Source organism: Cupriavidus sp. 2SB, from assembly GCF_005503625.1.
Lineage (GTDB): Bacteria > Pseudomonadota > Gammaproteobacteria > Burkholderiales > Burkholderiaceae > Cupriavidus.
Genome location: NZ_SCMX01000029.1, coordinates 46,170 through 68,941 on the forward strand (window position 1 = coordinate 46,170; position 22,772 = coordinate 68,941).

Here is a 22,772-nt window from a genome sequence, read left to right on the forward strand (position 1 = left end):
TCGATATGCAATGGCGCTCATCGATTCTCAGAGTTTCGGCGTACCTGACGTGGTGCGTGCCTCTTCTGGGGAATGCCGCCTCCACAGACGCCCCCTCCAATGATGTGCCGCGTGGTGCATATATGGCCAGCCAATGTACGCGCGCGTCCCAATGTCCACGGTTCGACGACGCGTATGCAACCACGCCTGCGTTCCGACATGCCCTCTCCCTGGCATTGCGTCATGCCAATCAGGACGTCCCTGTCTGGGTAAAGGGCAAGCTTCCTGGCGCCAGCACGCACCGTGACTCGCCGTCGGGTAGCGCGTCTCCCATGCTACCTCTACGGATCGATGACCAGCCGTACGTGCTTGGCACAATGGCCGATCCAGAGAATCCTGATCACAACATCGCCGCTCTTTACGACACGCAGCGAGGTTTTATCACGGTGCACTATGTCAATCCGAGTGGCGAAGAATTACTGATCGGGGATTCAACAGAGATTCTCCGCAAGGTAATGGTCGACTACCTGAATCCGGCCTCTGCATTTTCTCGGTCGCTGGTCCGGCCCGACGTTGCCCTGCCCATTCCCGTGAGCAGTAAATGACACGCTTTCTCGGCATCGCGGCGTTCCTGACCACCGGGGCTGTGTCCGCACAAACCATCGGACCCGGGCCCGTAACCGCGCCCGTGACGAACAATGGCGCGACAGGCGACCGTACCGTCGTCGGCAACACACAGATCTCGACCACCGTCGCGGGTTCGGGCACTAGCGTGACTGCCGGCACCCTGACGTTCGACCCCAATGCAGCAGGCTTCCCGGCGGGTCCGATCTCCATACAGACCACCACCGGCCACGGCCTGTTTGTCAATTCCGACATCACGCCAGCGGCGATCATCGCACGGCCCGGTGTCTCGGTTTCTACGACTTCCCTCGGCTCTGGTGCGGTGGCGCTGGGCCAGGCCGCTAGTATCACCGCCAGCGGACTCACCATCAACAACGCGACCGCTGGCACAGGCGGCGGATATGGCGCCGTCGCGCAGAACGGCGGACGTGTGTCGCTGACCGACACATCGATCACCACATCGCGTCAGGGCGCGATCGTGTTGGGAACTGGCGGCGTGGGTAGCAGCATGACACTGCAAGGCAACAACAGCTTGACGAGCAACGGCGCGCAGAGCGTAGGCGTCTATGTGCAGAATGGTGGCACGTTGTCGCTGCCAGCGAGCACCGTCCTGAATCTGAACGGCCAGGGGAGCACGGGCCTGGTGCTGGAGGCGGTGACGCAGGGAACCGCGACCGTTGGAAATGGCCTGACCATTCACCTGACAGGGTCGGGCGAAAGCTATATCAACGGCGGCACGGGGATTGCAGCTTTTGGCGGTACGACGGTCAGCTTCCAAGGTCTGGTCATAGACGGCGCAAATGCCAGTTCCGGTGTGATTGCAGTGGCGGGAGACCCGCGCGCGACGGCTGCGGTCAATGCGCCACGCAGTACGCAAATAGATCTGTCGGATGCCACGATTACGATAAATCGCGCTGGAACGTCGACCTACTCGGTGGCTGCAACACCCCTTACACAACTGGTTGCGAACGCCGGCGAATTGACTCCCGCACTGAACACCGTGAACAGCAGCGCGCCAGCGGGTCTTCGCGCGACACCCGGTGCACAAGCCACCGCAGCCGCAACTTCCACAATCAATGCCACCAACACGACCATCAACATGAACGCGGCCAATGGCTTTGGCGTCTATGCGGGTGCACGTGCGGTGTCGGGCTTGAATACCGTCAACCTGACCCAGAGCACCGTGAACGGGAATGGCACGGGCGTGTACGGCCTGGGCGCCGATCAGAACGGCCTGGTCACGGCCACGGGATCTGCCATTAACACGTCCGGCACCGGCGGCGCGCTTTACCTGATTACCGGTATCGATGTGGCAGGAGGTGTCGGACCGACCATCCAGCTCGGCAACACGAACGTCACCACCAGCGGCGACTCGACCGGCATTGTCTCTCGGAATTTTTCCAACACGCTCACCAATCGCGTCACGATGTCGGGTGGCACGATGAACGTCCCAGATTCGGTGGCCATCGTAGCCACCGGGGGGCCAAGCAGCATTACGACTGACAATGCCGCCATCAGTGGAGGCAACCTGTTGCTGCAGGCAATCGGCTCGGGTTCCGCGCCTCAGCCGACCACAGTGGAGTTGATCGCGCGCAATGGCAGCAGGCTCAACGGCAACGCCTTGGCAGATGCCACCGCAGTCGCCAACATCTCATTGCAGACATCCTCCACATGGCGCGGCGCGGCACTGGATGTCACCAACGTGACAGTAGATTCCACGAGCACATGGTCGATCACGGGCGACTCGCGGGTGACGCAGCAAGTGAACAACGCCGGAACGGTGTCATTTACCCCGCCTGTGGCTGGCGCGTTCAAAACCCTGACCACCCGCAACTACGTCGGCAACGGTGGCGTTCTTGGCGTCAACACCTTTCTCGGCGCGGATGGTTCCGCATCAGACCGACTTGTCATCGATGGCGGCACGGCCTCCGGCACGTCGGGAATTCGCGTAACCAATGCAGGTGGCCAGGGCACGCTGACCACGCAGAACGGGATTCTGATCGTCGATGTTGCCAATGGTGGGACGACCAGTGCGAGTTCCTTCACCCAGTCGGGCCGCGCAGTGGCCGGCGTCTATGAGTATCGCCTCTTCCGAGGCGCCGCCGACGGGTCCAATCCCAACGCCTGGTATCTGCGCTCCGAACGGGATGTGCCTCCAACCCCTCCGGTTCCACCGGTACCGCCTCCCCCCAACCCAGACATTGTGGTTCCGCTGCTGCGCCCGGAGGTTGGCGCCTATCTTGCCAATCAACGCTTGGCCGCCGGCTTCCTGGTACATAGCTTGCACGACCGTCTCGGTGAACCGCAGTGGACAGAACAGCAGACCTTCGAGAACGATGACAAGCGTCGGGGTGCGGGCTGGGTGCGCCTGGTGGGCAAGGACATCGGCTCACGCACGAGTAACGGTACCTTCGACGTGCAAAGCACAGCATGGATGCTCCAGATGGGCGGCGACGTAGCGCAGTGGTCCATCTTCCGCGGCGACGACAGAATGCACGTTGGCGGGATGCTTGGCTACAACTGGGGCTCGAGTACGGGGCGCGCCGACGGCAACCGCTTTACCGCCGATAGCGACGTCCAAGGCGTCAACGTTGGCATATATGGTACGTGGTTCCAGAACAATCAGTCTCGTTTGGGCTGGTACACGGACCTGTGGGCGCAATTCGGCTGGTTCACCAATCATGTCAACGGCGAATTTCTTCCTACAGTCAGCTACCACTCGAAAGTGCTCGCGCTGTCGGCGGAGACCGGATATGCGTGGTTGCCCAAGATGTCACGCGATTGGGTAATAGAACCGCAAGCGCAGGTGATTTATGTCCATAGCTACCAGGGCACCTTTAACGAGCCCACCGGCACCCAGGTCGGTGGCGCCGACGCCGACGGCGTGATCACGCGTCTTGGCGTCAGGTTCCACCGCACCTGGATAGACGGCAAGGGCTATCGATATCAGCCATACCTCACACTGAACTGGTGGCACGACTCCATGAATAACACCATAGCTCTGAATGGTGTAGGCATGAGTGACCTCTACCCCAGCAACCGTTATGAAGTGAAAATTGGCTTTGACGGGCAGGGACGTCGCGGTTGGACCGGTTGGAGCAACGTTGGATGGCAATGGGGGTCCCAGGCCTATCACGCATTTATCGGACGCCTTGGCGTCAAGTACACGTGGTAGCGGCCCGCCTGTGGGCTCCGCTGCTCCCCAGGACGATCACCGAAGTACCAATGTTCACGACACACAAGCGAACGCTACCGACTCAAGGTGATCCGGACCGCGGCAAGGGCCCGCACACCTTGCGCCTGCCCTGGTAACGCAATATTCTGATCAGGCCGACTGAAACACGCTGGAACCATGAGACGCCTTCGCTATCTGACGCACCGGCACCGCACCCCCTCCTCAAACCTTACTCTTGGCCTACTACTCGCGCTGAATGCCGGCGCGGTTAATGCGGGCGGCTATATCGTGCTGCAACGCTATACCTCGCATATGACCGGCTTTGCCTCGCAGGTCTCGGACGGCGTGATACTAAGGGATTTCACGATGGTGGTCGCGTCCGCAGCGGCAATCGTCTCATTCACCGTCGGGGCAGCCGCCACAGCAATCCTGGTGAATTTCTCCCGCCGAATCCGGGCGCGCAGCATCTACGCGCTGCCTTTGCTGCTGGAAGCAGCGCTGCTGTTCCCATTTGGCGTGCTCGGGACCGCAACGCTGAGCTGGCAAACGCCATTCGCCGCACCAGCCACCGTCTTGCTGCTCTGCTTCATGATGGGGTTGCAAAACGCGATCGGCTCCAAGACATCCGCCGGAAGTGTCCGCACCACGCATATGACCGGCAACATCACCGATTTTGGGATGGAGTTGGGCAAGATGCTCTACTGGAACCGACGCGCGTTGCCGGAACACGCCCGTATCTGCGCCGACCTCCCTCGCTTGAAGCGCGCGGGCGGCCTGCTGCTGTCTTTCGTGCTCGGCGGCATGGCCGGTGCTGCAGGCTTCCAAAGCATCGGCTTTATTTTCGTCACGCCGTTCGCCTGTTTGCTGTTCGCGCTGGCGTGGATGCCCGCCAGAGCCGACTTCTCCAGGCGCCGCGGCGCATAGACTTCGGATGCGCACCGCACTGTTCAAGAGCGCTGGTGGCCGTTACTACATGTTTCTATACCAAATAATTGCTAGGCACATCGCCCGCCAACGATGCATCACGTAGCCCGAACGATTGGGACAAAATATGCTGGGCGAAGAAGAGTGCCGTTGCAATCTTGGCCTCGGAGAAAGCCGGATCATCTGCCCGTCTCGCGTCCGCGACGAGCATGGCGCGGCCAAGCTGCCAGCCCGAGAAGACAATGCCGCATAGCTTCAGGTACGGCACGCTGCCGGCAAACACAGCGTTCGGGTCCGACTTTGCATTGGCAACAACGAATTCAACTACGGCCTCCAACGCGGCACGCCCCCTAGCCAGATGCTCCTTCACCGTCGCAAATGCGGCACCTCCATGCTTGCCCAGGGCCGCTTCGGTTTCGGCAATGCTGGCGCAGATGGCGCGCGCCACTGCACCGCCGTCGCGCACGGTCTTGCGCCCCACCAAGTCGTTCGCCTGGATTGCTGTTGTACCTTCATAGATCGGCAGGATGCGTGCATCACGGTAGTGCTGGGCAGCGCCGGTTTCCTCGATGAAGCCCATGCCGCCATGCACTTGCACGCCGAGGCTGGTCACATCGATCGATAGTTCAGTGCTCCAGCCTTTCACGATCGGCACCAGGAACTCGTAGACCGCCTGGTTCTGCTTGCGCACGGTCTCGTCCGGATGATTCTGCGCAGCGTCGCTGGTAGCGGCAGCCACGTAAGCCACCGAGCGGGCACCTTCGATCAGACTGCGCATTGTCATGAGCATGCGCTTGACGTCGGGGTGGTGGACGATTGCCACCGCCTCGCGCGCCGAACCGTCGACCGGACGGCCCTGCACACGCTCCCGCGCATAGGCAACTGCCTGCTGGTAGGCGCGCTCGGAGACGGCGATGCCCTGCATTCCAACCGCAAATCGCGCCGAGTTCATCATGACGAACATGTACTCCAGGCCGCGATTTTCTTCACCGACCAATGTGCCAATGGCACCGCCATGGTCGCCGAACTGCAAGATCGCGGTCGGGCTGGCCTTGATGCCCAACTTATGCTCGATCGATACACAATGCACATCATTGCGCGCGCCCGTGGAGCCATCCGCATTGACCAGGAGCTTGGGCACGATGAAGAGCGAGATGCCCTTCACACCTTCCGGCGCATTGGGTGTGCGGGCCAACACCAGGTGGACGATGTTGTCCGCCATATCGTGTTCCCCATACGTGATGAAAATCTTGGTGCCGAAGACCTTGTAGGTGCCGTCACCCAGCGGCTCGGCGCGCGCCCGTACTGCAGCCAGGTCGGAGCCTGCCTCGGGCTCCGTCAGATTCATCGTGCCAGTCCACTCGCCGGAGATCAGCTTGGGCAGGAATATCGCCTTCTGTTCCTCAGATCCCGCTGTCAGCAGCGCCTCAATAGCGCCATCGGTAAGCATCGGACACAGTGCAAATGACAAGTTTGCCGAATGCAACATCTCCTGGCATGCCGTCGCCAGCAACTTTGGCAGTCCTTGCCCACCAAATTGCGGCGGATGCAGTATCCCTTGCCAGCCCCCTTCCCCGAACTGGCGAAACGCGTCACTGAACCCCGGCGTCGAAACCACCGCGCCTTCACTCCAGTGGCTTGGTTCAAGATCACCAATGCGATTCAGCGGTGCAATGACCTCCTCACTGAACCTGGCCGCTTCCTCCAATACTGCGCATGCGACATCCCATGATGCGTCTTCGCATCCAGGCAGCGCGTTAACAGTCTCAAAACTCGCGATCGCGTCCAAAGTGAAATGCATCTCTTTTAATGGTGCGCGGTACGTCATCGGGAACTTCCTCTGTTGGGGGTAGATCGCCTCAGCGCCGGAATTGACTGCGAACTCACGCAACTCCGATTTTTGCCAGCCCTTCCGTCATCCGTGGCAGGCAGCGCCATTGTTTGGTCTGCAATATCGACTATTGAATCAGTCGCCGCCCGGCTTGATAGCGCATCGCGAAATGCCAACCCAGTTCTGCCATGGGCCCAGCCTTGCGGCCGGTTTCAACCGCATCAGCAGCCGCCGCATTGCCTTGCCGCGCCCTCTCTGCGATGCCGAACATGATGGCAGCCAGTCGGAAGAGGTTGTATGCGATGTAGAAATCCCAGTGCTCCATACCAGCGGTGCCATTGGCTTCGATATACCACTGCATATATGTCGTTTCGCTCGGTATCCCAAGGCTTGGGAGGTCGAGATCGGCAACTCCGCGCCATAGCGTTGACGGGATGTGCCAGCTCAGGCAGTGATAGGCAAAGTCGACGAGCGGATGTCCGAGTGCCGACAACTCCCAATCCAATACCCCGATGACTCTCGGCTCGCTCGGGTGGAAAACCAGGTTGTCCAGCCGGAAATCACCGTGAACGAGACGTGTCTCTTCGATTTCAGGGATGTTCCTCGGAAGCCAGTTCATCAGCGCTTGCATGGCAGAACTGTCACCGGCGCCCGTGGTGCGGCACTGACGCGTCCATCCAGCAATCTGGCGCGCAAGGAAATTGCCGTGCGGACTGTAATCACAGAGTCCAACCTGTTCGACGTCAATGCGGTGGAGGGAAGCCAGTACGCGATTCATCTCTGCGTAAATGGCGTTGCGCTGCTCGGGCTGCATACCCGGCAACGACTGGTCCACCAGCACCCTGCCGTCCAGGTACGCCATCAAATAGAACGGCCAAGGACAGCAGCATCAGCAGAGAGCCGCCAAACATCAGTAGCACAGCCTTGATGATCTGGACCCACGTTGTCGCGACCATGCCACCCACAGTCACATAGATCATCATCAGCGCGCCCACTCCGACCACGGCGTAAGCATAGTCGATGCCGAACAGCAACTGGACCAACTCGCCAGCGCCTACCATTTGTACGATCAGGTAGAGCAGCACGACCACCAGGCTGCTGCCGGCAGCGACGCAGCGCGTGCTGACCGGGTCGAGACGGTCCGAGATGATATCCACAAAGGTGAATTTTCCGAGGTTGCGTAACCGCTCGGCCATCAGGAACAGCATCACCGGCCAGCCAATGAAAAAGCCGACGATGTACAGTATCACTTCGATTTCAGCTTCGAAACCCTTGCCGCCAGGGCGGTTGCTGTACATCACAGCGGCGCTGCCCTGCTCGCCCCCGGCACGCTGTTCGCCGATCCAATCTCCACGCTTTCCCTGTGTATGGCGACGGTACTCGGCCTGTCCGGGCTTCCGCACATTCTGATGCGCTTCTTTACGGTGCCGAATGCGCGCGAGGCGCGCAAGAGCGTGCTGGTGGCGAGCACTTGTATCGGCTACATGTTCCTCGCCATGTTCGCAATCGGGCTCGCGGCCATCGTCATTGTCGGCACTGACCCTCAGTACTTTGAAGGCGGTCAAGTCGGAGGGAAGTTGCTCGGCGGTAGCAACATGGTCGCGATGCATCTCGCCAGCGCAACCGGAGGCAACGTGTTTCTCGGGTTCCTGGCGGCAGTCGCATTTGCCACGATTCTCGCCGTGGTTTCGGGTCTGACGTTGGCGGGCGCCGCCGCGATCTCACATGACATCTACGCCAGTGTATTGTGCCGCGGCACCGCCACCGAGGCTGCGGAGATCGCCGTCACCAAGAAAGCCACGTTGATCATCGGCGTCATCGCGGTGCTGTTGGGGATCGGCTTTCGTGGGCAGAACCTCGCGTTCCTGGTCGCGCTTGCATTCAACGTTGCAGCCTCCGCCAATTTCCCGGTGCTGGTACTGTCGATGTACTGGCGCGGCCTGAGCAGCCGTGGCGCGGTCTGGGGCATCGTGGCCGGCCTGGTGTCATCTGTCACGCTCGTCGTCCTCTCCCCTGCAGTCTGGAAGAACGTGTTGGGACACCCCACTGCCATCTTTCCCTATGATCATCCTGCGCTGTTCACAGTCCCATTTGCGTTCCTGATCACCTATCTGTGCTCGCGCTTCGACACCAGTGCGCGAGCGAAAGCCGAGCGACAGGCGTTTGACGCGCAACTGGTGCGCGCACATACCGGCCATGGCGCTGCGGCCGCTGCCAAGCACTGACGCCCAGCACCCAACAGCGACGGCCATCCGTGATGGATGGCCTCAGCGCGCTTCACGAATGAACCAGGACAATCCATGCATTCTCCTTCGAACAATATCCCCGAGATGATGACGGCCGTCGAGATCACGCATCCTGGTGGCCCGGAAGTACTGGTGCCCACACGGCGACCTGTGCCTGTGCCCGGCCCGGGCGAACTACTGATCCGTCATCAGGCGGCTGGGATCAATGGCCCGGATGTATTTCAGCGCAAGGGGCTGTACGACCCGCCTCCTGGCGCCTCCGACATTCCCGGTCTCGAAGTCGCAGGAGAAGTTGTGGCCATCGGCGCTGGCGTGACAAGATTCCAGGCAGGTGACCTCGTTTGTGCATTGATCCCTGGGGGTGGCTACGCTGAATATGGCGTCGCCAACGAGCACAATACGCTGTATCTACCCAAAGGCTTGCGACCGGTGGAAGCCGCTGCCATGCCGGAAACGTTCATGACGGTATGGCTGAATCTGTTCCAGAGGGGGCAGTTCAAACGGGGCGACTCGGTGTTGATCCATGGCGGCGCATCCGGCATCGGTACTGCGGCCACCATGCTCAGCAAGGCTTTCGGCGCGGCGAAGATCATTACCACCGTCGCCACGGCAGCGCAACGCGACGCCAGCCTCGCCCTCGGCGCTGACTATGCCGTCAATTATCTTGAAGAGGATTTTGTCGACGCTGCCATGCGCGTCACCGACGGCAAGGGTGTTGATATCGTAGTTGATATCATCGCCGGCGATTATGTCCCCAGGAACTACGCCGCTGCGGCCATTAACGGGCGTATTGTGCAGATCGGCGCGTGCGCGGCGGGACCAGCTTGGTCTGGATCATGGCTGGTGGCCATTGTGGCTGGTTCGCTGCGATAGCTGGTGAGGATCGGGACATCAGACGCGCTGGTAGTTGGTGGGGTTCGCTAGACGATCACATCCCATTCGTTAAGTCTGCTCAAGTCGCACCATCTCGACGGCAGACTCAGGTCTTACGGTGCGGTAGCGATGTGAGTCGGCGACGATGACTTCAATCATCTGCTTGGCAACGCTCTGCGCCACCTCAAATGCCGCAAGCACTGCTATCGAAGACCCGTCGCACTACGTGCGATGGGAACGTGTGCCACCGGCCCGGTCTCTGCCGAGGTGACTGCGGGTACCACTACGGTAGATGATCGCCCAAACGAAAGGCGGGCCACAAGCGCATGGGAGTCCAACAGAGGGGGGGAAGGCGGGGGGCTCTCCAAGCCATGCCATTTTCTCGCTATTGCCGAGCGTCCATTGTGCGGTGCCAAAGACTCCTGCGCTTTTGCAGAACCCTGCTTCGACATCGCCTACATTGCTAAGACCTGACTCTGGCTGCCCCCCCCCAAACAGGGAGGCTTCTTGCTATCGCCGCAACGATGCGCGGATCATTGCGTTAGCGAGACTTGTTTCTCCATCTGCCGAACCAGCAGGTGCGAGATACATTCAACCAAGGAATCCCGCCATGTCGACTCTCTCACGACGTTCGTTTGTCCAGTCTATCGGTGCCGCCACGCTTGCGCCAGGAGTCTTGGTTGCCTCTGCGGAGGCAAAGGCTGCGGTCGGAATCTCCACCCCGCCCCTGGGGGCCGCCGCGAACTATGCCGACTACAAGCATATCCTGGTCGCCCAGGATCGCGGTGTAGCCACCGTTACATTGAACTATCCTCCTTTCAACCTCCTCGACGAAGTTCTGTCGGAGGAATTCGACCGGCTTACCCGTCAGCTAGAGCAGGACGCAAGCGTACGAGTGGTGATCCTGCAGAGCGCCATTCCAAAGTTCTTTATCGCGCACTCCGGCCTGCACCGTGTCGGTTCGGCGCCAAAAACCACTTCGAATACACGCACCTTCCGCCTTACCCAGATGCTCGGGGAGCGCCTGCGCAACATGCCGAAGGCGGTGATCGCCAAGGTCGAAGGCATCGCCCGAGGTGGTGGATGCGAGATCGCGCTGGCTGCGGACATGTGCTTCGGCGCGATCGGCAAGGCTGTGTTCGGCCAGCCGGAAGTCATCTGCGGACTCGTCCCAGGAGGCGGTAACACGCAACGCCTGCCGCGGCGCATGGGACGTGCCCGCGCTCTCGAAGTACTGCTGGTTGGCGGAGATTTCTCCGCGGAACTGGCTGACCACTACGGTTACATCAATCGGGCGCTGCCGGCCGGGGAATTGGGACCACTCGTAGACAAGCTCGCACGCCGCATTGCGACCTTCCCACCCTCCACCATCGCCCACCTGAAAGCGGCGGTTGACATGGGGTCCGACACATCCTTCTCCGAAGGGCTGTTGATAGAGGCACACGAGGCCGATCTTTGTGTCGCCAACGACGCCATACAGGCGCGCGTGAAAGCGATACTCGCAGCCGGCGCGGAAACCTACGAAGGCGAACTTCATTTTCCCGACCTGTCCGCGAAGCTGCCGCCCGCCGACTAGGCGATCTAAACATGCCTCCAGACATTGATTTGCCCGCCAGTGCGCGGAGGCCTCGGTACAAGCGGGCAAGTGCAGGAAACGCAGCAAGGCATCCGACATACCTGGCACATGCCGTGATTGATGCTTTTCTCTCGTATGGCGTAAAAGCCAGTGGAAATTAATCTCTAAAGCGCGTTCTTACTTAGAAGGAAGGTCATCATGACAACCCAGACAGACAGCAAGGAACCCACGCCTGATCCAGCCGAACACAAGGCGTTTTTCCCTTCCCCCTACTCGCTCTCACAATTCACTTCGCCAAAATCGGATCTCTCCGATGCGAACTATCCGGATGCGTATCATGGGGGCCGCTGGAAAGTACTGCTAGTCGCTGCGGATGAGCGTTACCTATTGACCGGAAGCGGTACTTTTTTCTCCACTGGCAACCATCCGATCGAAACACTCCTTCCCATGTATCACATGGACCGCGCAGGCTTCGAGTTCGACATCGCCACTTTATCCGGCAATCCCACCAAGTTCGAATGGTGGGCGTTTCCCTCGGAAGACGACGAGGTAAAGTCTTTCTACACTAAATACGAGAAAAAATTCCAGCAACCGCTCAAGCTTTCCGACGTAGTAACGTCCCTGGACAAGGATGCGAACTACATCGCCGTCTTCGTGCCCGGAGGGCATGGTGCTCTGATGGGGCTACCCTTCAGCGCAGATATGAAAGCCACCTTGCAGTGGGCGATGCAAAACGACAGATACATCGTCACGCTGTGTCACGGTCCTGCCGCTTTACTTTCCGCGGGCGTCGACGAACCTGACGGTGGAGATCTCTTCCGCGGCTACCGCATCTGCGCATTCCCCGATAGCCTGGACAAGCAGACACCGGACATTGGCTACATGCCTGGTCCATTGCGCTGGTTCTTCGGCGAAAAGCTTGCTGCGATGGGGGTTGAAATCGTAAACAAAAACATTGATGGCAGCACGTTCCAGGACCGGAAACTCCTCACGGGAGACAGCCCATTCGCGGCCAACAACCTTGGCAAGCTGGCTGCACGCACATTGCTGGACGAAGTGCAGAAAAACAGTTGAACGCTAGCTCTTGCACAGCCAGGGAAGTGCCGTTCCCAGGCATTTGATTTCCGCATCCTCTCGTAGAATTGATTCTCCTCTTGCCGCGGCGCGTAATTCAAAAAATCGCGCCGCGCAGTTTTCCGTATGACATGGTGACCACGGGCCGCTAGCGTGCCCTCGCTGCGTTTGAAGACGCAGGGGCTGCCAATAGTCCCGTTTCCTCCAATCTGCCCGCCCTATTGGTCGATGTCCCAGAACGGCCAGAAACCGCCATTTACGCTCGTAGCATGGGATGACCGCCTCCCTACCCAGAACGGTCATAGCTGCAAGCTCTCTACCGCAATCTCGGGAACGACAGTCTCACGAACGCGCGTCTCGCTCTATCCCTGTGTGTCGCTGGTAGGCGGCGCTGCCCAGTAGGTCGCGATCAATCCTAAGCTGAGGGGCTGATCACGGCTTGGTGACGCCTCATGGATCGGCAGGCTCCATTGCGCTTTTCCAAGTAATAGGTCGGCGTTGACCGTAAAGGTCCGGGCAGTGGGCGATGCATAGACGGCAACCTATTTTCCCATCCTGCTAGTAGACGTACTTGATGCCGAAATGACCACCGATAGAATAGCCGGTGTGATCGAGGCTGACACTGCTATCAATGGCTACGAACGCGTTGATTTTCTTTGTTATCTGGCTATTCACGCCAACCTTGAACTGCCCCCACGAACCGCCCAGCAGCGAAGTCGTCGTCGTCGGGTTGTTGCCTTGCAAGTTGGTGAAGGTCGTCTTCGCGTTCCTGTCGCCGAGTTGACTCCACAGGCTGAACTCCCCGAAGAGCTGTGTCTTGTCGTTATTGGTGGCCGTCCAGTCCTTTGACACTCTCGCGCCGAGACGGCCATAGAGTTCATTGGTCGGTCCGAACGAGATCAGTGCCGCGGAGTCGGCAGTGCTGCCGATACTGACGCGTTGATAGATCAGCGACAGCTTCGGGGTAATCGCCCAGCCATGGCCGAGTCCGAATTGGTAGCCGGCTTCAGCTTGCGCCGTGGTGCTGTTGCCGCTGGTCGAGATGTTCGAACCACCATGGGTCGATGCCTTTAGGTTTCCATACCAGGCTTCCTGAACGGCGAGGTCCGTGTAGAGGCCGTTGCCGTACAGATGAGTCCAGTAGACTCCCACCGCATAGGCGTCATAGGCCACTCTGCCTGCCCTACCTCCCTCGATATCCCGAACGGTACTGTCCCAGCGGCCATAGCCAAAGTAGAGGCCGGCCAGGTCACTGGCCGTGCGCACGAGATCGATACCGGTCTGGATACCATAGAGTCCGTAGTCATAGGCCGGCGTTCCGTTGGCATTGGAGGCGCTACCGCCCTGATTGCCAAGCTGCCCAATGATTCGGGCCCACAGCGTGCCCGAGCATGCGCCTAAGTAACCGTTGTCACCAGCACCTTTGGTCCGGGCGTTGTCCTCATCGGTGCAAACGATAGCACCGGCACCACGGGCGGCCGCCTTACTCATCAGAGCGAGACCGCCGGTGCTTACCGACGAGCCGATCGTTGAGTCCACTACCGTCTCGGGACGAAGCGAGGAGCGCAAGTACCAATCGCCATCCGCGTTGTCTACCCCGTTCTGAACGAGTTTGTAGTGGTAGGCGCCGGCAGCGACCGGGCTCAGGAGGTTGAACGTACCGTTGGAGGTACCAGTGACCTGAATCAGTTGGATGCCGTTGCCAGTGGTCTGAGCGCCCAAGCCTCCCGCATTGACAACCTTGACGCCCGTCTGGCCCGCCGTATTGCCGTTGACGACGAGCTTGTCGGATGGCGAATTGTCCGCGCCGAGCACGGTATTGATAACCATCGTGCCGCCATTGCCGACATAGTTGCCGTTGACAGTGAGCACCGTCCCCGGCGCGGTGCCAGAGCCCATGGTAACGACACCGGCATTGGAGAGTCCCGCGACGATCTGCCCGGACCCAGCCGGATCGATCGTGCCAGCAGAGGCGATGGCGACCGCTGATTTCGGGCTGAACGTGTTCACAGCGCCGGCTTGCAAGATGCCGGTCTGAACGTTCGTCGTGCCGACGTAGGTGTTGGCGTTCATCAACTTCAGCGTGCCAGCGCCTTGTTTTGTCAGGCCGCCTACACCAGACATCACCGTCGACGCCGTAACATCGAAACCATTGGAATCGATGTACATGCCTCCAGCGCCGATGGTGAAGGCGCCCGGCGCAAAGGCATCAATCAGGGCTGACTTGGGAGTGCTGTCGGTCGTCGCGCGCAGGGTTCCGTTGTCAAAGGTTACCGTCGCCGTACCGTTGCCCGGCCGCAGCCTTGATGTTTGGAGGACACCGTTGCTGTTGACCGTAAGCGCCGCGGTCGTGCCGTTGTCGGCGCCCACGATCACCCCTTTCAATGCAGAGACAAGTCCGCCGTCACTAACAGTCACCACTCCTTGTCCCGGCGTACTCCCAAACGAGAATGCGCCAATGCTGAGGCTACCGGAAACCGCGAATTGCGAACCGATGCCGTCGACAAGTAGCGAACCAGCGCCATTTATGCCGATACGGGAGTCGGCCGCCTGGATCACGGCGCCATTGGAAACGGTGACATCGACACTATTCGTCGCCCCGCCGGCTTCGAAGGTGCCAGTGTTCCAGCGCGTACCTGGGCCGTCCACCAGCACGGTGATAGTGGACGCGGCAGTCGTCCCAGGCCCCTCCCCGATACTCGCTACGCGGGTCGTCAACTGACCGCCGTTTGTCAATGCGATCGTGGCGTCACCGCCCCGGCCAACGGCAAGGTAGCTTGTTGTCAGCGCGGATCCGCTTCCGGTGATCTCCAGGGCGCCAGCGTCGAAACTCAGGATGCCTGGACTTGAAGAGCTCGGGCCATCCTGGATGCGGAGTTGAGCACCGTTGGATACAGTTAGTCCGCCGCCGCCACTAATCCCGAAATAGAAATAGCTTCCGGTATTCCAGACCGTACCCGGCCCATTCAACGTCAAGGTCGAGCCGGATGTGTTGATACCCAATGTGGTTGGATTGGTGCCAACGTCAAACACGGTGCCACTGGCGGTTGTGATGTTCTGCGACAGCGTGATATCCGTGTTGTCGTCACCATCGGTATTCGCGGTGGCTACTGCCTGGGTCAGGCTGCTTGAGCTTGAGACAGTGTAGCTGGCCGCCGAAGCAATCGACGTGAAGAGCGTTGTGCCGCCTGCCAGTCCTCCGGCCAACACAAGCCAGGCATGGCCGCTGGCAAGCGTCTGGCGATGCTGCCGACGCGCGTGGCGTTGCGTCGGGCGTGGCCATTCCCCCCCTTCTTGCGTAGTGGTGCGCCCCCCGGATGCCGCATCAATCAACACTGCCCTGGTCTTCTCCATCACTGATCCTTCCTTCTCAACTTCGCCCATTGGTATTTGTTTGATGACTTTTTCTACAACCACCCAGAAGACTTGTCGGACAACACCGGTGACACATGAGGGGATACATGCCGCGATATATGTCTTATCGGCACGCTGAAGCAGCGCTTGAGGGTGGGCGGGCCGTGTGCGATGTTCTTTTCATGGTGGACGGGCAGCAAATCCAATGTAAGCCGATTGTTTCGATTCTCTGGATTGTCTATCCAGCGATCGCCAGTTTATGCATGAGCACGGCGCCTCTAACGTAGAGACTCCCAACGTTTCACAAAGGAAATGCAGATGACAGATCATTCCATTAAAGGCAAGACTGTACTCATTGCCGGCGGTGCGAAGAACTTGGGCGGACTCATTGCTCGCGACCTGGCCCAGCAAGGTGCCAAAGCCGTTGTCATCCACTACAACAGTGCCACCAGCAAAGCCGATGCGGACGCGACAGTCGCCGCCGTCAAGGGCGCTGGTGCGCAGGCGATTGCGATCCAAGCGAACCTGACGACCGCTGGCGCGGTCGAGAAGCTGTTCGTCGATGCAATTGCAGCAGTGGGCAGCCCTGACATCGCGATCAATACAGTCGGCAAGGTTCTCAAGAAGCCCTTGGTCGAAATCAGCGAGGTCGAGTACGACGAGATGGCTGCGGTGAACTCGAAATCGGCGTTCTTCTTTCTTAAGGAAGCCGGCAAGCACGTCAACGACAACGGCAAGGTCGTCACAGTCGTCACCTCCTTGCTGGGAGCGTTCACACCGTTCTATGCGGCTTACGCCGGCACCAAGGCGCCGGTCGAGCATTACACCCGCGCAGCCGCCAAGGAGTTTGGCACGCGTGGGATCTCGGTGACTGCGGTCGGCCCCGGTCCAATGGATACGCCGTTCTTCTACCCGGCGGAAGGCGCCGATGCGGTGGCCTACCACAAGACGGCCGGCGCTCTGTCGCCATTTAGCAGGACCGGTCTCACCGACATCGAGGACGTCGTTCCGTTCATCCGCCATCTGGTCAGCGACGGTTGGTGGATCACCGGCCAGACCATCCTGATCAACGGCGGTTACACGACCAAGTAATCAAGGTGGGGCGGGCACACACCTTCGGGCTGGTGTGCGCGCTTGCAGCGCTGTCACCAGCGAGTTCTCCTGATTGTTTTCCCCACGCCCGCCACACTCGCCACTATCGCGGCCTGGCGCTGTGGCACGCATGATCGGATGAATGACTTCGCCGTCCCTCGTTGGTCAGCACCCCCATTGGATCAGCGCGAATGGTCTCCATGCGAAGGGCGGTTACTCAGAAGACTGTCCTTCGATCTCGTCTACGTCTTTGCTCTCACTCCACTCAACCACCAGATACTGCACCACTTGACGCGATGGGCAGGACGGAATCTCTACGCATCTGGTTCCCGGTGTGGCCAGGCTGGCAGTACACTTGCTGGGTCAAAGACTGGCTCGATCCGGATACGCTGCACATCCGCAGTCTGTTGCTCGTCAAGATGCTATTGCGCCTTGTCATGGTAGCGAGCATCCCTCAGGCTTGCGGCGAGCACGGATTGATGTTCGCCGGTGGGATTTCGGGATCGCATTGGCTTCACCGGATGGACGGAAGCTGTAGCGAATTCGACCAGTCCCGAAGCCTCGAGCAAAGAGAGGAGCATGGATAAATTTGAGCGGTATCGAGTTTTCGTGCAGGTGGCGGAGATGGGCAGCTTCATCAAGGCGGCACATGCACTGGAAGTGCCGCGCGCCTCCGTCTCGGCCGCCATCCGGCAGTTGGAGGACGAAGTTGGCACCCGTCTACTGCACCGAACCACGCGCCAGGTTCATCTGACCGCGGATGGCACGCGATTGCTCGAGCGCGTGCGTCCGCTACTGGCCGACGTGGAAGAGATCGACCTGCTGTTCCACGCCGGCCAGCGCCAGGTGTCGGGCCAGCTCCGGATTGACGTGCCCAGTCGGATCGCTCGCCGCCTGGTAGCGCCGGCATTGCCGTCACTTCTGTGCCGGTATCCGCAGTTGCGCTTGATCTTGGGGTCGAACGATCGCGCGGTCGACTTGGTGCGGGACGGTGTGGATTGCGCAGTGCGGGTCGGCGCTCTGAAAGACAGCAGCCTGGTGGTGCGTTCGCTGGGAACAATCGCGCTGATTAACTGCGCCAGCCGCAGCTATATACAAGAACGAGGCATACCCGAACGACCCGACGATCTCGTGTCGGGGCACCGGATGGTGGGTTACACATCGCCTACAACGGGGCGAGAGTCACCTTGGGAATATGTGTCCGATGACAGGATGGAGCACGTCGTGGACGTCCCCTGCCAGGTGGTAGCGAACAACGCCGAAGGCTATATTGCTTGCTGCCGAGCCGGCCTGGGGCTGATTCAGATTCCACGCTTCGACGTGGAACACCTGTTGGACGCCGGCGAGTTGGTGGAGGTTTTGCCCGCCCATCGCCCAGCTTCGATGTCGGTCTCCTTGCTATACACCCATCGCCACCAGCGTTCGAGACGGCTGGCGGTGTTTCTGGATTGGTTCGAGGAACTGATTCAGGCGCATCTGGAGCGGTAGTCAGCCGAGGTTGACTTTCTGCCGGCAAAGATCAACGCTTCTACAGCATGCTTACCATTGGTGGGGACTACCCCTTCCTCACCCTGCGGCGGACGTTTGCCGAACAAGGTTCAGCCGGCCGCAATAGGTCGGCTACGGAAGTTCGGCCCGGATCCGAGGCCCGGTGGGCGACGAACTTCCGGACTCGGCTGCGGATTCAACCGGTCGATGCAACGTACTGGTGAAACCTTTCAGCCGGCGTATCGAAGTTCAACGTCTTGCGAGGGCGCTCGTTTAGTCGCCTGGCTACGGCGTTGAGTTTCGCTTGCGAATATGCTGAGAGGTTGGTGCCCTTCGGAAAATACTGCCTCAGCAGTCCATTCATGTTTTCATTCGAACCGCGTTGCCAGGGGTGCTGAGGGTCGCAGAAATAGACTTGAATATTTGTCGCCACAGTGAAACGCTTGTGCCCGGCCATTTCTGTGCCCCGATCCCAAGTCAGCGATTTGTAGAGCTCCTGCGGCAGCTTCCTGACGTGCTTGATCAGCGCGTTGACCACGGCCTCAGAATCCTTGCCAGCCGTCTTCACCAGCATCACGAACCGGCTCTGGCGTTCAACCAGCGTTGCGATTTGGCTGTTAGCGTCGCCGAATAGCAGGTCGCCCTCCCAGTGCCCTGGTATCGCACGATCTTCGGCCGTGGCAGGACGTTCACTGATCGAGACGGCGTTCGCGATATTGGTGCGTCCCTCAGTCTTCATTGTGTACTGGCGCGACCGACGCATGACCCTCGAGCGCCGCAAATGCTCCAGCAACTCCTTCTTCAAAGCGCCACGCGCCTGAATATAAAGGCTACGATAGATCGCCTCGTGTGACACTTGGTAGTCCTTGCGATCTCGGAAATGCTGCCTTCCTGCGCTCGGATGCAGCCCGCGAAGTAACGGAAGTGGTCCACGGCCAGCGGTAAGTCGGCAGCAGCCGTCTCGCGTACCGGCTTGCCGTTGTCGATGGCATGTGTGAAAGAGGTGTTCCAGAATGGAACAGGTGTGCCAGGCGCGAACACGGTGGGCACGGCCACGATGCGGGCTTCCATGCGCTTCTTGCATAACCTCCGCACGGCCTTCGACAGTCATACCGTCTTTGCATGGCGACGATAACGGCAACGCTGAAGGACTACACTGCCCCCATCCATTGCAGGCGCACCGTACCCGGAGACCATCATGTCCAATGCAGGCTTCAGAACCGAACACGACCTACTCGGCGAACGACAGGTTCCTGCGGATGCCTACTACGGCGTCCACACACTGCGCGCCGTCGAGAACTTCCCGATCACGGGTACGCCGATATCCATCTATCCCGAACTCATCAAGGCGCTGGCCGCGATCAAGCAAGCGGCTGCACTTGCGAATCATGAACTCGGCTTGCTAGACAAGCAGCGTTGCGATGCGATCGTCAATGCGTGCAAGGAAATTGCCGACGGCGCGCTCCATCAGCAGTTTGTCGTCGATGTGATACAAGGCGGCGCCGGCACCTCGACGAACATGAACGCCAACGAGGTCATCGCGAATCGGGCGCTGGAGTTGCTCGGCCACCGCAGGGGGGAGTATCAGCATCTCCACCCGAACGAGCACGTCAACATTGGCCAGAGCACGAACGACGTCTATCCGAGCGCACTCAAGGTAGCCACCTGGTTCGGCATTGGAGGGCTGGTGGATGCCATGGCCGTCCTGCGCAAAGCCTTCGAGGCAAAGGCGGACGAGTTCGCGCACGTCATCAAGATGGGGCGTACGCAATTGCAGGATGCCGTACCCATGACGCTCGGACAGGAGTTCAGTACCTATGCGGTGATGCTGGGGGAAGACGAGCAACGCCTGCGTGAGGCCGCCATGTTGATCTGCGAAATCAATCTCGGCGCTACGGCCATCGGCACAGGCATTACCGCGCATCCATCGTACGCGCCGCTCGTGCTGCAGCGGCTGCGTGATATCACCGGCATCCCGCTCTCGACAGCGCCCAACCTGATCGAAGCCACGCAAGACTGCGGATCATTCGTGCAGCTCTCGGGCGTGCTGAAGCGAGTGGCCGTCAAGCTTTCCAAGACTTGCAATGACCTGCGCCTGCTGTCCAGCGGACCCAGGGCCGGTCTCGGCGAGATCAACCTGCCGCCCATGCAGGCGGGCTCCAGCATCATGCCTGGCAAAGTGAATCCCGTTATTCCGGAAGTCGTGAACCAGATTGCCTTCGAAGTCATCGGCAACGATGTCACGGTCAGCTTCGCGGCAGAAGCGGGACAGCTTCAATTGAATGCCTTCGAGCCCATCATTGCGCACAGCCTCTTCAAAAGCGTCAGCCATCTTCGCGCGGGCTGCCTGACCTTGGCGGAACGCTGCGTAAGCGGCATCACGGCGAATGAAGACAAGCTGCGCGCCGCGGTTCAGAACTCGATTGGCGTGGTCACGGCGCTGAACCCCTACATCGGATACGAGAACGCGACGGCGGTCGCTCAGGAAGCTCATGTCACCGGTGGCAGCGTCTATGAAATCGTTCTGCGCAGAGGACTGCTGTCGCAGGATGAACTCGACAGGATCCTGCGTCCGGAGTCGCTGACGCGCCCTGTTCCGCTTGATCTCCATACGAAGAAGCCCTGAATCTTGCTGCCCTCAATGCATCAGCAAACCGCGACAAAGTACGGAAACGCCGCTTGCAGCAAGAAAGAGCAATAGTGCGCGCCGCACCGCCTCAGCGGAGATGGCGCGGCGCAAGCGCGATCCAATCGCGAGTCCGAGCAGGCTGAAGGGCATCGCAATTGCGGCGCTGCGCAGCAAGTCTGCTTGCTGCAACAGTCCACTGCTGGCGAAAGTCGCCAGACGCACCAGAGCACTTAAGAGGATCACCGCAGCGATCGTCGAACGGAATGCGTCGATCTGCGGCAGCCTGCGCGACAAATACATCGTATAGATGGGGCCTCCAGTGCCGAACAATGCGCTGAATATGCCTCCCACGACGCCAGCCGGTACCGCCCAGCCCTTCGGCACGTCCTCCGCTCGTGTCGAAGTGCTTAGCAGCGCTCTCCCCGTCATGAAAAGCACGAAGAGACCGAGGGCGACGAGGAGCCAGCGTGATTCGACTTGGGCAAGCACCGTCGTACCCAGCGCCACGCCCACCATCATGAACGGCAAGAGGCGAAGCAGTTCGGGCCGGGATACCGAATTCCAGTTGCGCAGCCCGACCATCGCAGTCGTCACGAGGTCGAGGAGGAGAAGCATGGGCACGACGAACTGCAGCGGAAGGAACTGCACCAGGATCGGCACGGCCACCATCGCCGCACCGAAACCTGTGAGTCCGAAAACCGTGTAAGCGCCTACGACCGTCGCCCCCAGCACCGCGTAGTGTTCCGTTCCCATGGCTCTCCAGTTTGCGACCGAAATGCCTCGCAAGTTACGGCGCTTCAGTTAGTTGGCAGAGATCTTCCGCTTGGTGACCAGTTGCTTCCAGCGGCCGGACTCTTGCGCGATCTCCTGTGGAAGCTGCCCCTTCGGCGTCAGCGTTCTCGTCATGCCTTGCGCCGCGAGATACTGCTGCATGCTCGGTCCAGCGGTGGCCTTCTCCAGATCTGCGTACATCCTTGCGGTCAATTCCTTGGGCGTTCCTGTTGGCGCCATCAACGCGAACCACCCAAAGAAGGTGAAGCCTGGAAGCCCTGCCTCAGACATAGTCGGCACCTCGGGCAACAACGGGGATCGCTCCTTGCCTGTCACCGCCAGTGCGCGGAGCCGATTACCCTTGAGCAGCGGCGATATGGCATTGATGTTCCCAACGGTCATATCGACCGTACCCGCCATCAGGTCTGCGTAGGCGGGGCCTTCTCCCTTATACGGCACGTGCACTACATCAATGCCCGCGGCTTCCGCGAAGGCTTCGTTTGCAATGTGCACCTGGCTGCCATTGCCTGCCGACGCAAAAGTCAGTTTGCCAGGATGCGCCTTGGCATAGCTGATGAATTCCGCCATCGTTTTCGCCGGCAACTTGGTATTCACCGTCAGCACCATCGGACCGCTGGCGATCTTGCTGATCATCTCGAAGCTCTCGGCCGAGTACGGCAGCTTCTGATAGATGAATGGATTAACCGTGAACATGCTCCCCGACGCAAGCAATAGCGTGTAACCGTCAGGGGCCGATTTGGCAACGGCTTCCGCCCCGACCGCACCTCCGGCACCAGGACGGTTGTCCACGACAACGGGCTGCTTCCACTGCTTGCCGAGCTCGACGGCAACTGCACGAGCCAGCAAGTCTGTGGCGCCTCCGGACGCAAATGGGACCACTAGACGAATTGGCTTGCTCGGCCATTCTTCCGCGTGGGCTGGCACCATCGCCACCGGCGCAATGACGAACGCAAACATGGCCACTCCGGTCGACATGCTGAACTGCGGTGCATCGCGGTCCCGGCACAACTCCTTGACGAAGGAATGTTGGCGTATCCGGCGCCACCACTGCCGCCCTCGCACAAGCCAATTGCCAATGGCCATCTCCGTACCGTTCGAGTCCATCGTTGTCTCCT

14 protein-coding genes and 5 pseudogenes are annotated in these 22,772 nt (G+C 60.0%); 11 read left to right on the forward strand and 8 right to left on the reverse strand.

Annotated features, from left to right (window positions below):
- Positions 1 to 5: 5 nt before the first annotated feature.
- From FFS21_RS15490 to FFS21_RS15500, 3 genes are all read left to right on the forward strand, one after another.
- Positions 6 to 584 carry a hypothetical protein gene (locus FFS21_RS15490; RefSeq protein ID WP_137925682.1) on the forward strand — a complete coding sequence of 193 codons (579 nt, stop codon included), beginning with the start codon at positions 6 to 8 and terminating at the stop codon, positions 582 to 584.
- Positions 581 to 3,778, forward strand: a complete 3,198-nt coding sequence (locus FFS21_RS15495; RefSeq protein WP_137925683.1) for an autotransporter family protein — start codon at positions 581 to 583, stop codon at positions 3,776 to 3,778. Before FFS21_RS15490 ends, FFS21_RS15495 begins: the two co-directional genes overlap by 4 nt.
- A 177-nt stretch (positions 3,779 to 3,955) precedes the next feature.
- A complete protein-coding gene (locus FFS21_RS15500) occupies positions 3,956 to 4,702 on the forward strand; it encodes a YoaK family protein (RefSeq protein ID WP_137925684.1) in 747 nt (248 codons plus the stop codon).
- A 55-nt stretch (positions 4,703 to 4,757) separates the two neighbouring features.
- Here the strand turns inward: FFS21_RS15500 and FFS21_RS15505 are convergent, their stop codons facing one another.
- From FFS21_RS15505 to FFS21_RS15515, 3 genes and pseudogenes are all read right to left on the reverse strand, one after another.
- Positions 4,758 to 6,530, reverse strand: a complete 1,773-nt coding sequence (locus FFS21_RS15505; RefSeq protein ID WP_137925685.1) for an acyl-CoA dehydrogenase — start codon at positions 6,528 to 6,530, stop codon at positions 4,758 to 4,760.
- 130 nt (positions 6,531 to 6,660) lie between these two features.
- Positions 6,661 to 7,407, reverse strand: a pseudogene (locus FFS21_RS15510) (phosphotransferase); the annotation flags it as partial.
- A 1-nt stretch (position 7,408) separates the two neighbouring features.
- A pseudogene (locus FFS21_RS15515) lies at positions 7,409 to 7,780 on the reverse strand (sodium:solute symporter family transporter); the annotation flags it as partial.
- A gap of 63 nt (positions 7,781 to 7,843) precedes the next feature.
- On the opposite strand from FFS21_RS15515, the pseudogene FFS21_RS15520 reads away from it, so the two are divergent.
- From FFS21_RS15520 to hchA, 4 genes and pseudogenes are all read left to right on the forward strand, one after another.
- Positions 7,844 to 8,758 (forward strand): annotated as a pseudogene (locus tag FFS21_RS15520) (sodium:solute symporter family transporter); the annotation flags it as partial.
- Between the two features lie 75 nt (positions 8,759 to 8,833).
- A pseudogene (locus tag FFS21_RS15525) lies at positions 8,834 to 9,604 on the forward strand (zinc-binding dehydrogenase); the annotation flags it as partial.
- A gap of 658 nt (positions 9,605 to 10,262) precedes the next feature.
- Positions 10,263 to 11,228: an enoyl-CoA hydratase/isomerase family protein gene (locus tag FFS21_RS15530; RefSeq protein ID WP_137925686.1), complete on the forward strand. Its 966-nt coding sequence runs from the start codon at positions 10,263 to 10,265 to the stop codon at positions 11,226 to 11,228.
- A 198-nt stretch (positions 11,229 to 11,426) separates the two neighbouring features.
- Positions 11,427 to 12,302 (forward strand): glyoxalase III HchA, encoded by an 876-nt coding sequence (hchA, locus tag FFS21_RS15535; protein ID WP_137925687.1) that lies wholly within the window; start codon positions 11,427 to 11,429, stop codon positions 12,300 to 12,302.
- A 558-nt stretch (positions 12,303 to 12,860) separates the two neighbouring features.
- Here hchA and FFS21_RS15540 read toward each other — a convergent pair.
- On the reverse strand, positions 12,861 to 15,656 hold the full coding sequence (locus tag FFS21_RS15540) for an autotransporter family protein (RefSeq protein WP_171020420.1): 2,796 nt from the start codon (positions 15,654 to 15,656) through the stop codon (positions 12,861 to 12,863).
- 318 nt (positions 15,657 to 15,974) lie between these two features.
- On the opposite strand from FFS21_RS15540, the gene FFS21_RS15545 reads away from it, so the two are divergent.
- From FFS21_RS15545 to FFS21_RS15555, 3 genes are all read left to right on the forward strand, one after another.
- Entirely contained in the window at positions 15,975 to 16,748 is a 774-nt protein-coding gene (locus FFS21_RS15545; protein ID WP_137925689.1) for an SDR family oxidoreductase, read from the forward strand.
- A gap of 296 nt (positions 16,749 to 17,044) precedes the next feature.
- Positions 17,045 to 17,335, forward strand: a complete 291-nt coding sequence (locus FFS21_RS32920; protein WP_160471907.1) for a low temperature requirement protein A — start codon at positions 17,045 to 17,047, stop codon at positions 17,333 to 17,335.
- Entirely contained in the window at positions 17,328 to 18,236 is a 909-nt protein-coding gene (locus FFS21_RS15555; protein ID WP_137925691.1) for a LysR family transcriptional regulator, read from the forward strand. The genes FFS21_RS32920 and FFS21_RS15555 overlap by 8 nt, the downstream gene beginning before the upstream one ends.
- 196 nt (positions 18,237 to 18,432) lie before the next feature.
- Here FFS21_RS15555 and FFS21_RS15560 read toward each other — a convergent pair.
- Together FFS21_RS15560 and FFS21_RS32030 are read right to left on the reverse strand one after the other, a co-directional pair.
- A pseudogene (locus FFS21_RS15560) lies at positions 18,433 to 19,104 on the reverse strand (IS30 family transposase); the annotation flags it as partial.
- A complete protein-coding gene (locus FFS21_RS32030) occupies positions 19,038 to 19,307 on the reverse strand; it encodes a hypothetical protein (protein ID WP_171020419.1) in 270 nt (89 codons plus the stop codon). The gene FFS21_RS32030 and the pseudogene FFS21_RS15560, both read right to left, overlap by 67 nt.
- 127 nt (positions 19,308 to 19,434) lie before the next feature.
- Between FFS21_RS32030 and aspA the strand changes: the two genes are divergently transcribed.
- Positions 19,435 to 20,862, forward strand: a complete 1,428-nt coding sequence (aspA, locus tag FFS21_RS15565) for an aspartate ammonia-lyase (protein WP_137925692.1) — start codon at positions 19,435 to 19,437, stop codon at positions 20,860 to 20,862.
- A 12-nt stretch (positions 20,863 to 20,874) separates the two neighbouring features.
- Here the strand turns inward: aspA and FFS21_RS15570 are convergent, their stop codons facing one another.
- Entirely contained in the window at positions 20,875 to 21,618 is a 744-nt protein-coding gene (locus tag FFS21_RS15570) for a sulfite exporter TauE/SafE family protein (protein ID WP_137925693.1), read from the reverse strand.
- A 48-nt stretch (positions 21,619 to 21,666) separates the two neighbouring features.
- Positions 21,667 to 22,761, reverse strand: a complete 1,095-nt coding sequence (locus tag FFS21_RS15575; protein WP_137925694.1) for a Bug family tripartite tricarboxylate transporter substrate binding protein — start codon at positions 22,759 to 22,761, stop codon at positions 21,667 to 21,669.
- Between the last annotated feature and the right edge of the window lie 11 nt (positions 22,762 to 22,772).

Coding starts and splice junctions, on each gene's coding strand:
- FFS21_RS15490 (WP_137925682.1), top strand. CDS start 6: ATGCAATGGCGCTCATCGATTCTCAGAGTTTCGGCGTACCTGACGTGG.
- FFS21_RS15495 (WP_137925683.1), top strand. CDS start 581: ATGACACGCTTTCTCGGCATCGCGGCGTTCCTGACCACCGGGGCTGTG.
- FFS21_RS15500 (WP_137925684.1), top strand. CDS start 3,956: ATGAGACGCCTTCGCTATCTGACGCACCGGCACCGCACCCCCTCCTCA.
- FFS21_RS15505 (WP_137925685.1), bottom strand. CDS start 6,530: ATGACGTACCGCGCACCATTAAAAGAGATGCATTTCACTTTGGACGCG.
- FFS21_RS15530 (WP_137925686.1), top strand. CDS start 10,263: ATGTCGACTCTCTCACGACGTTCGTTTGTCCAGTCTATCGGTGCCGCC.
- hchA (WP_137925687.1), top strand. CDS start 11,427: ATGACAACCCAGACAGACAGCAAGGAACCCACGCCTGATCCAGCCGAA.
- FFS21_RS15540 (WP_171020420.1), bottom strand. CDS start 15,656: ATGGAGAAGACCAGGGCAGTGTTGATTGATGCGGCATCCGGGGGGCGC.
- FFS21_RS15545 (WP_137925689.1), top strand. CDS start 15,975: ATGACAGATCATTCCATTAAAGGCAAGACTGTACTCATTGCCGGCGGT.
- FFS21_RS32920 (WP_160471907.1), top strand. CDS start 17,045: ATGGGCAGGACGGAATCTCTACGCATCTGGTTCCCGGTGTGGCCAGGC.
- FFS21_RS15555 (WP_137925691.1), top strand. CDS start 17,328: ATGGATAAATTTGAGCGGTATCGAGTTTTCGTGCAGGTGGCGGAGATG.
- FFS21_RS32030 (WP_171020419.1), bottom strand. CDS start 19,307: ATGGAAGCCCGCATCGTGGCCGTGCCCACCGTGTTCGCGCCTGGCACA.
- aspA (WP_137925692.1), top strand. CDS start 19,435: ATGTCCAATGCAGGCTTCAGAACCGAACACGACCTACTCGGCGAACGA.
- FFS21_RS15570 (WP_137925693.1), bottom strand. CDS start 21,618: ATGGGAACGGAACACTACGCGGTGCTGGGGGCGACGGTCGTAGGCGCT.
- FFS21_RS15575 (WP_137925694.1), bottom strand. CDS start 22,761: ATGGACTCGAACGGTACGGAGATGGCCATTGGCAATTGGCTTGTGCGA.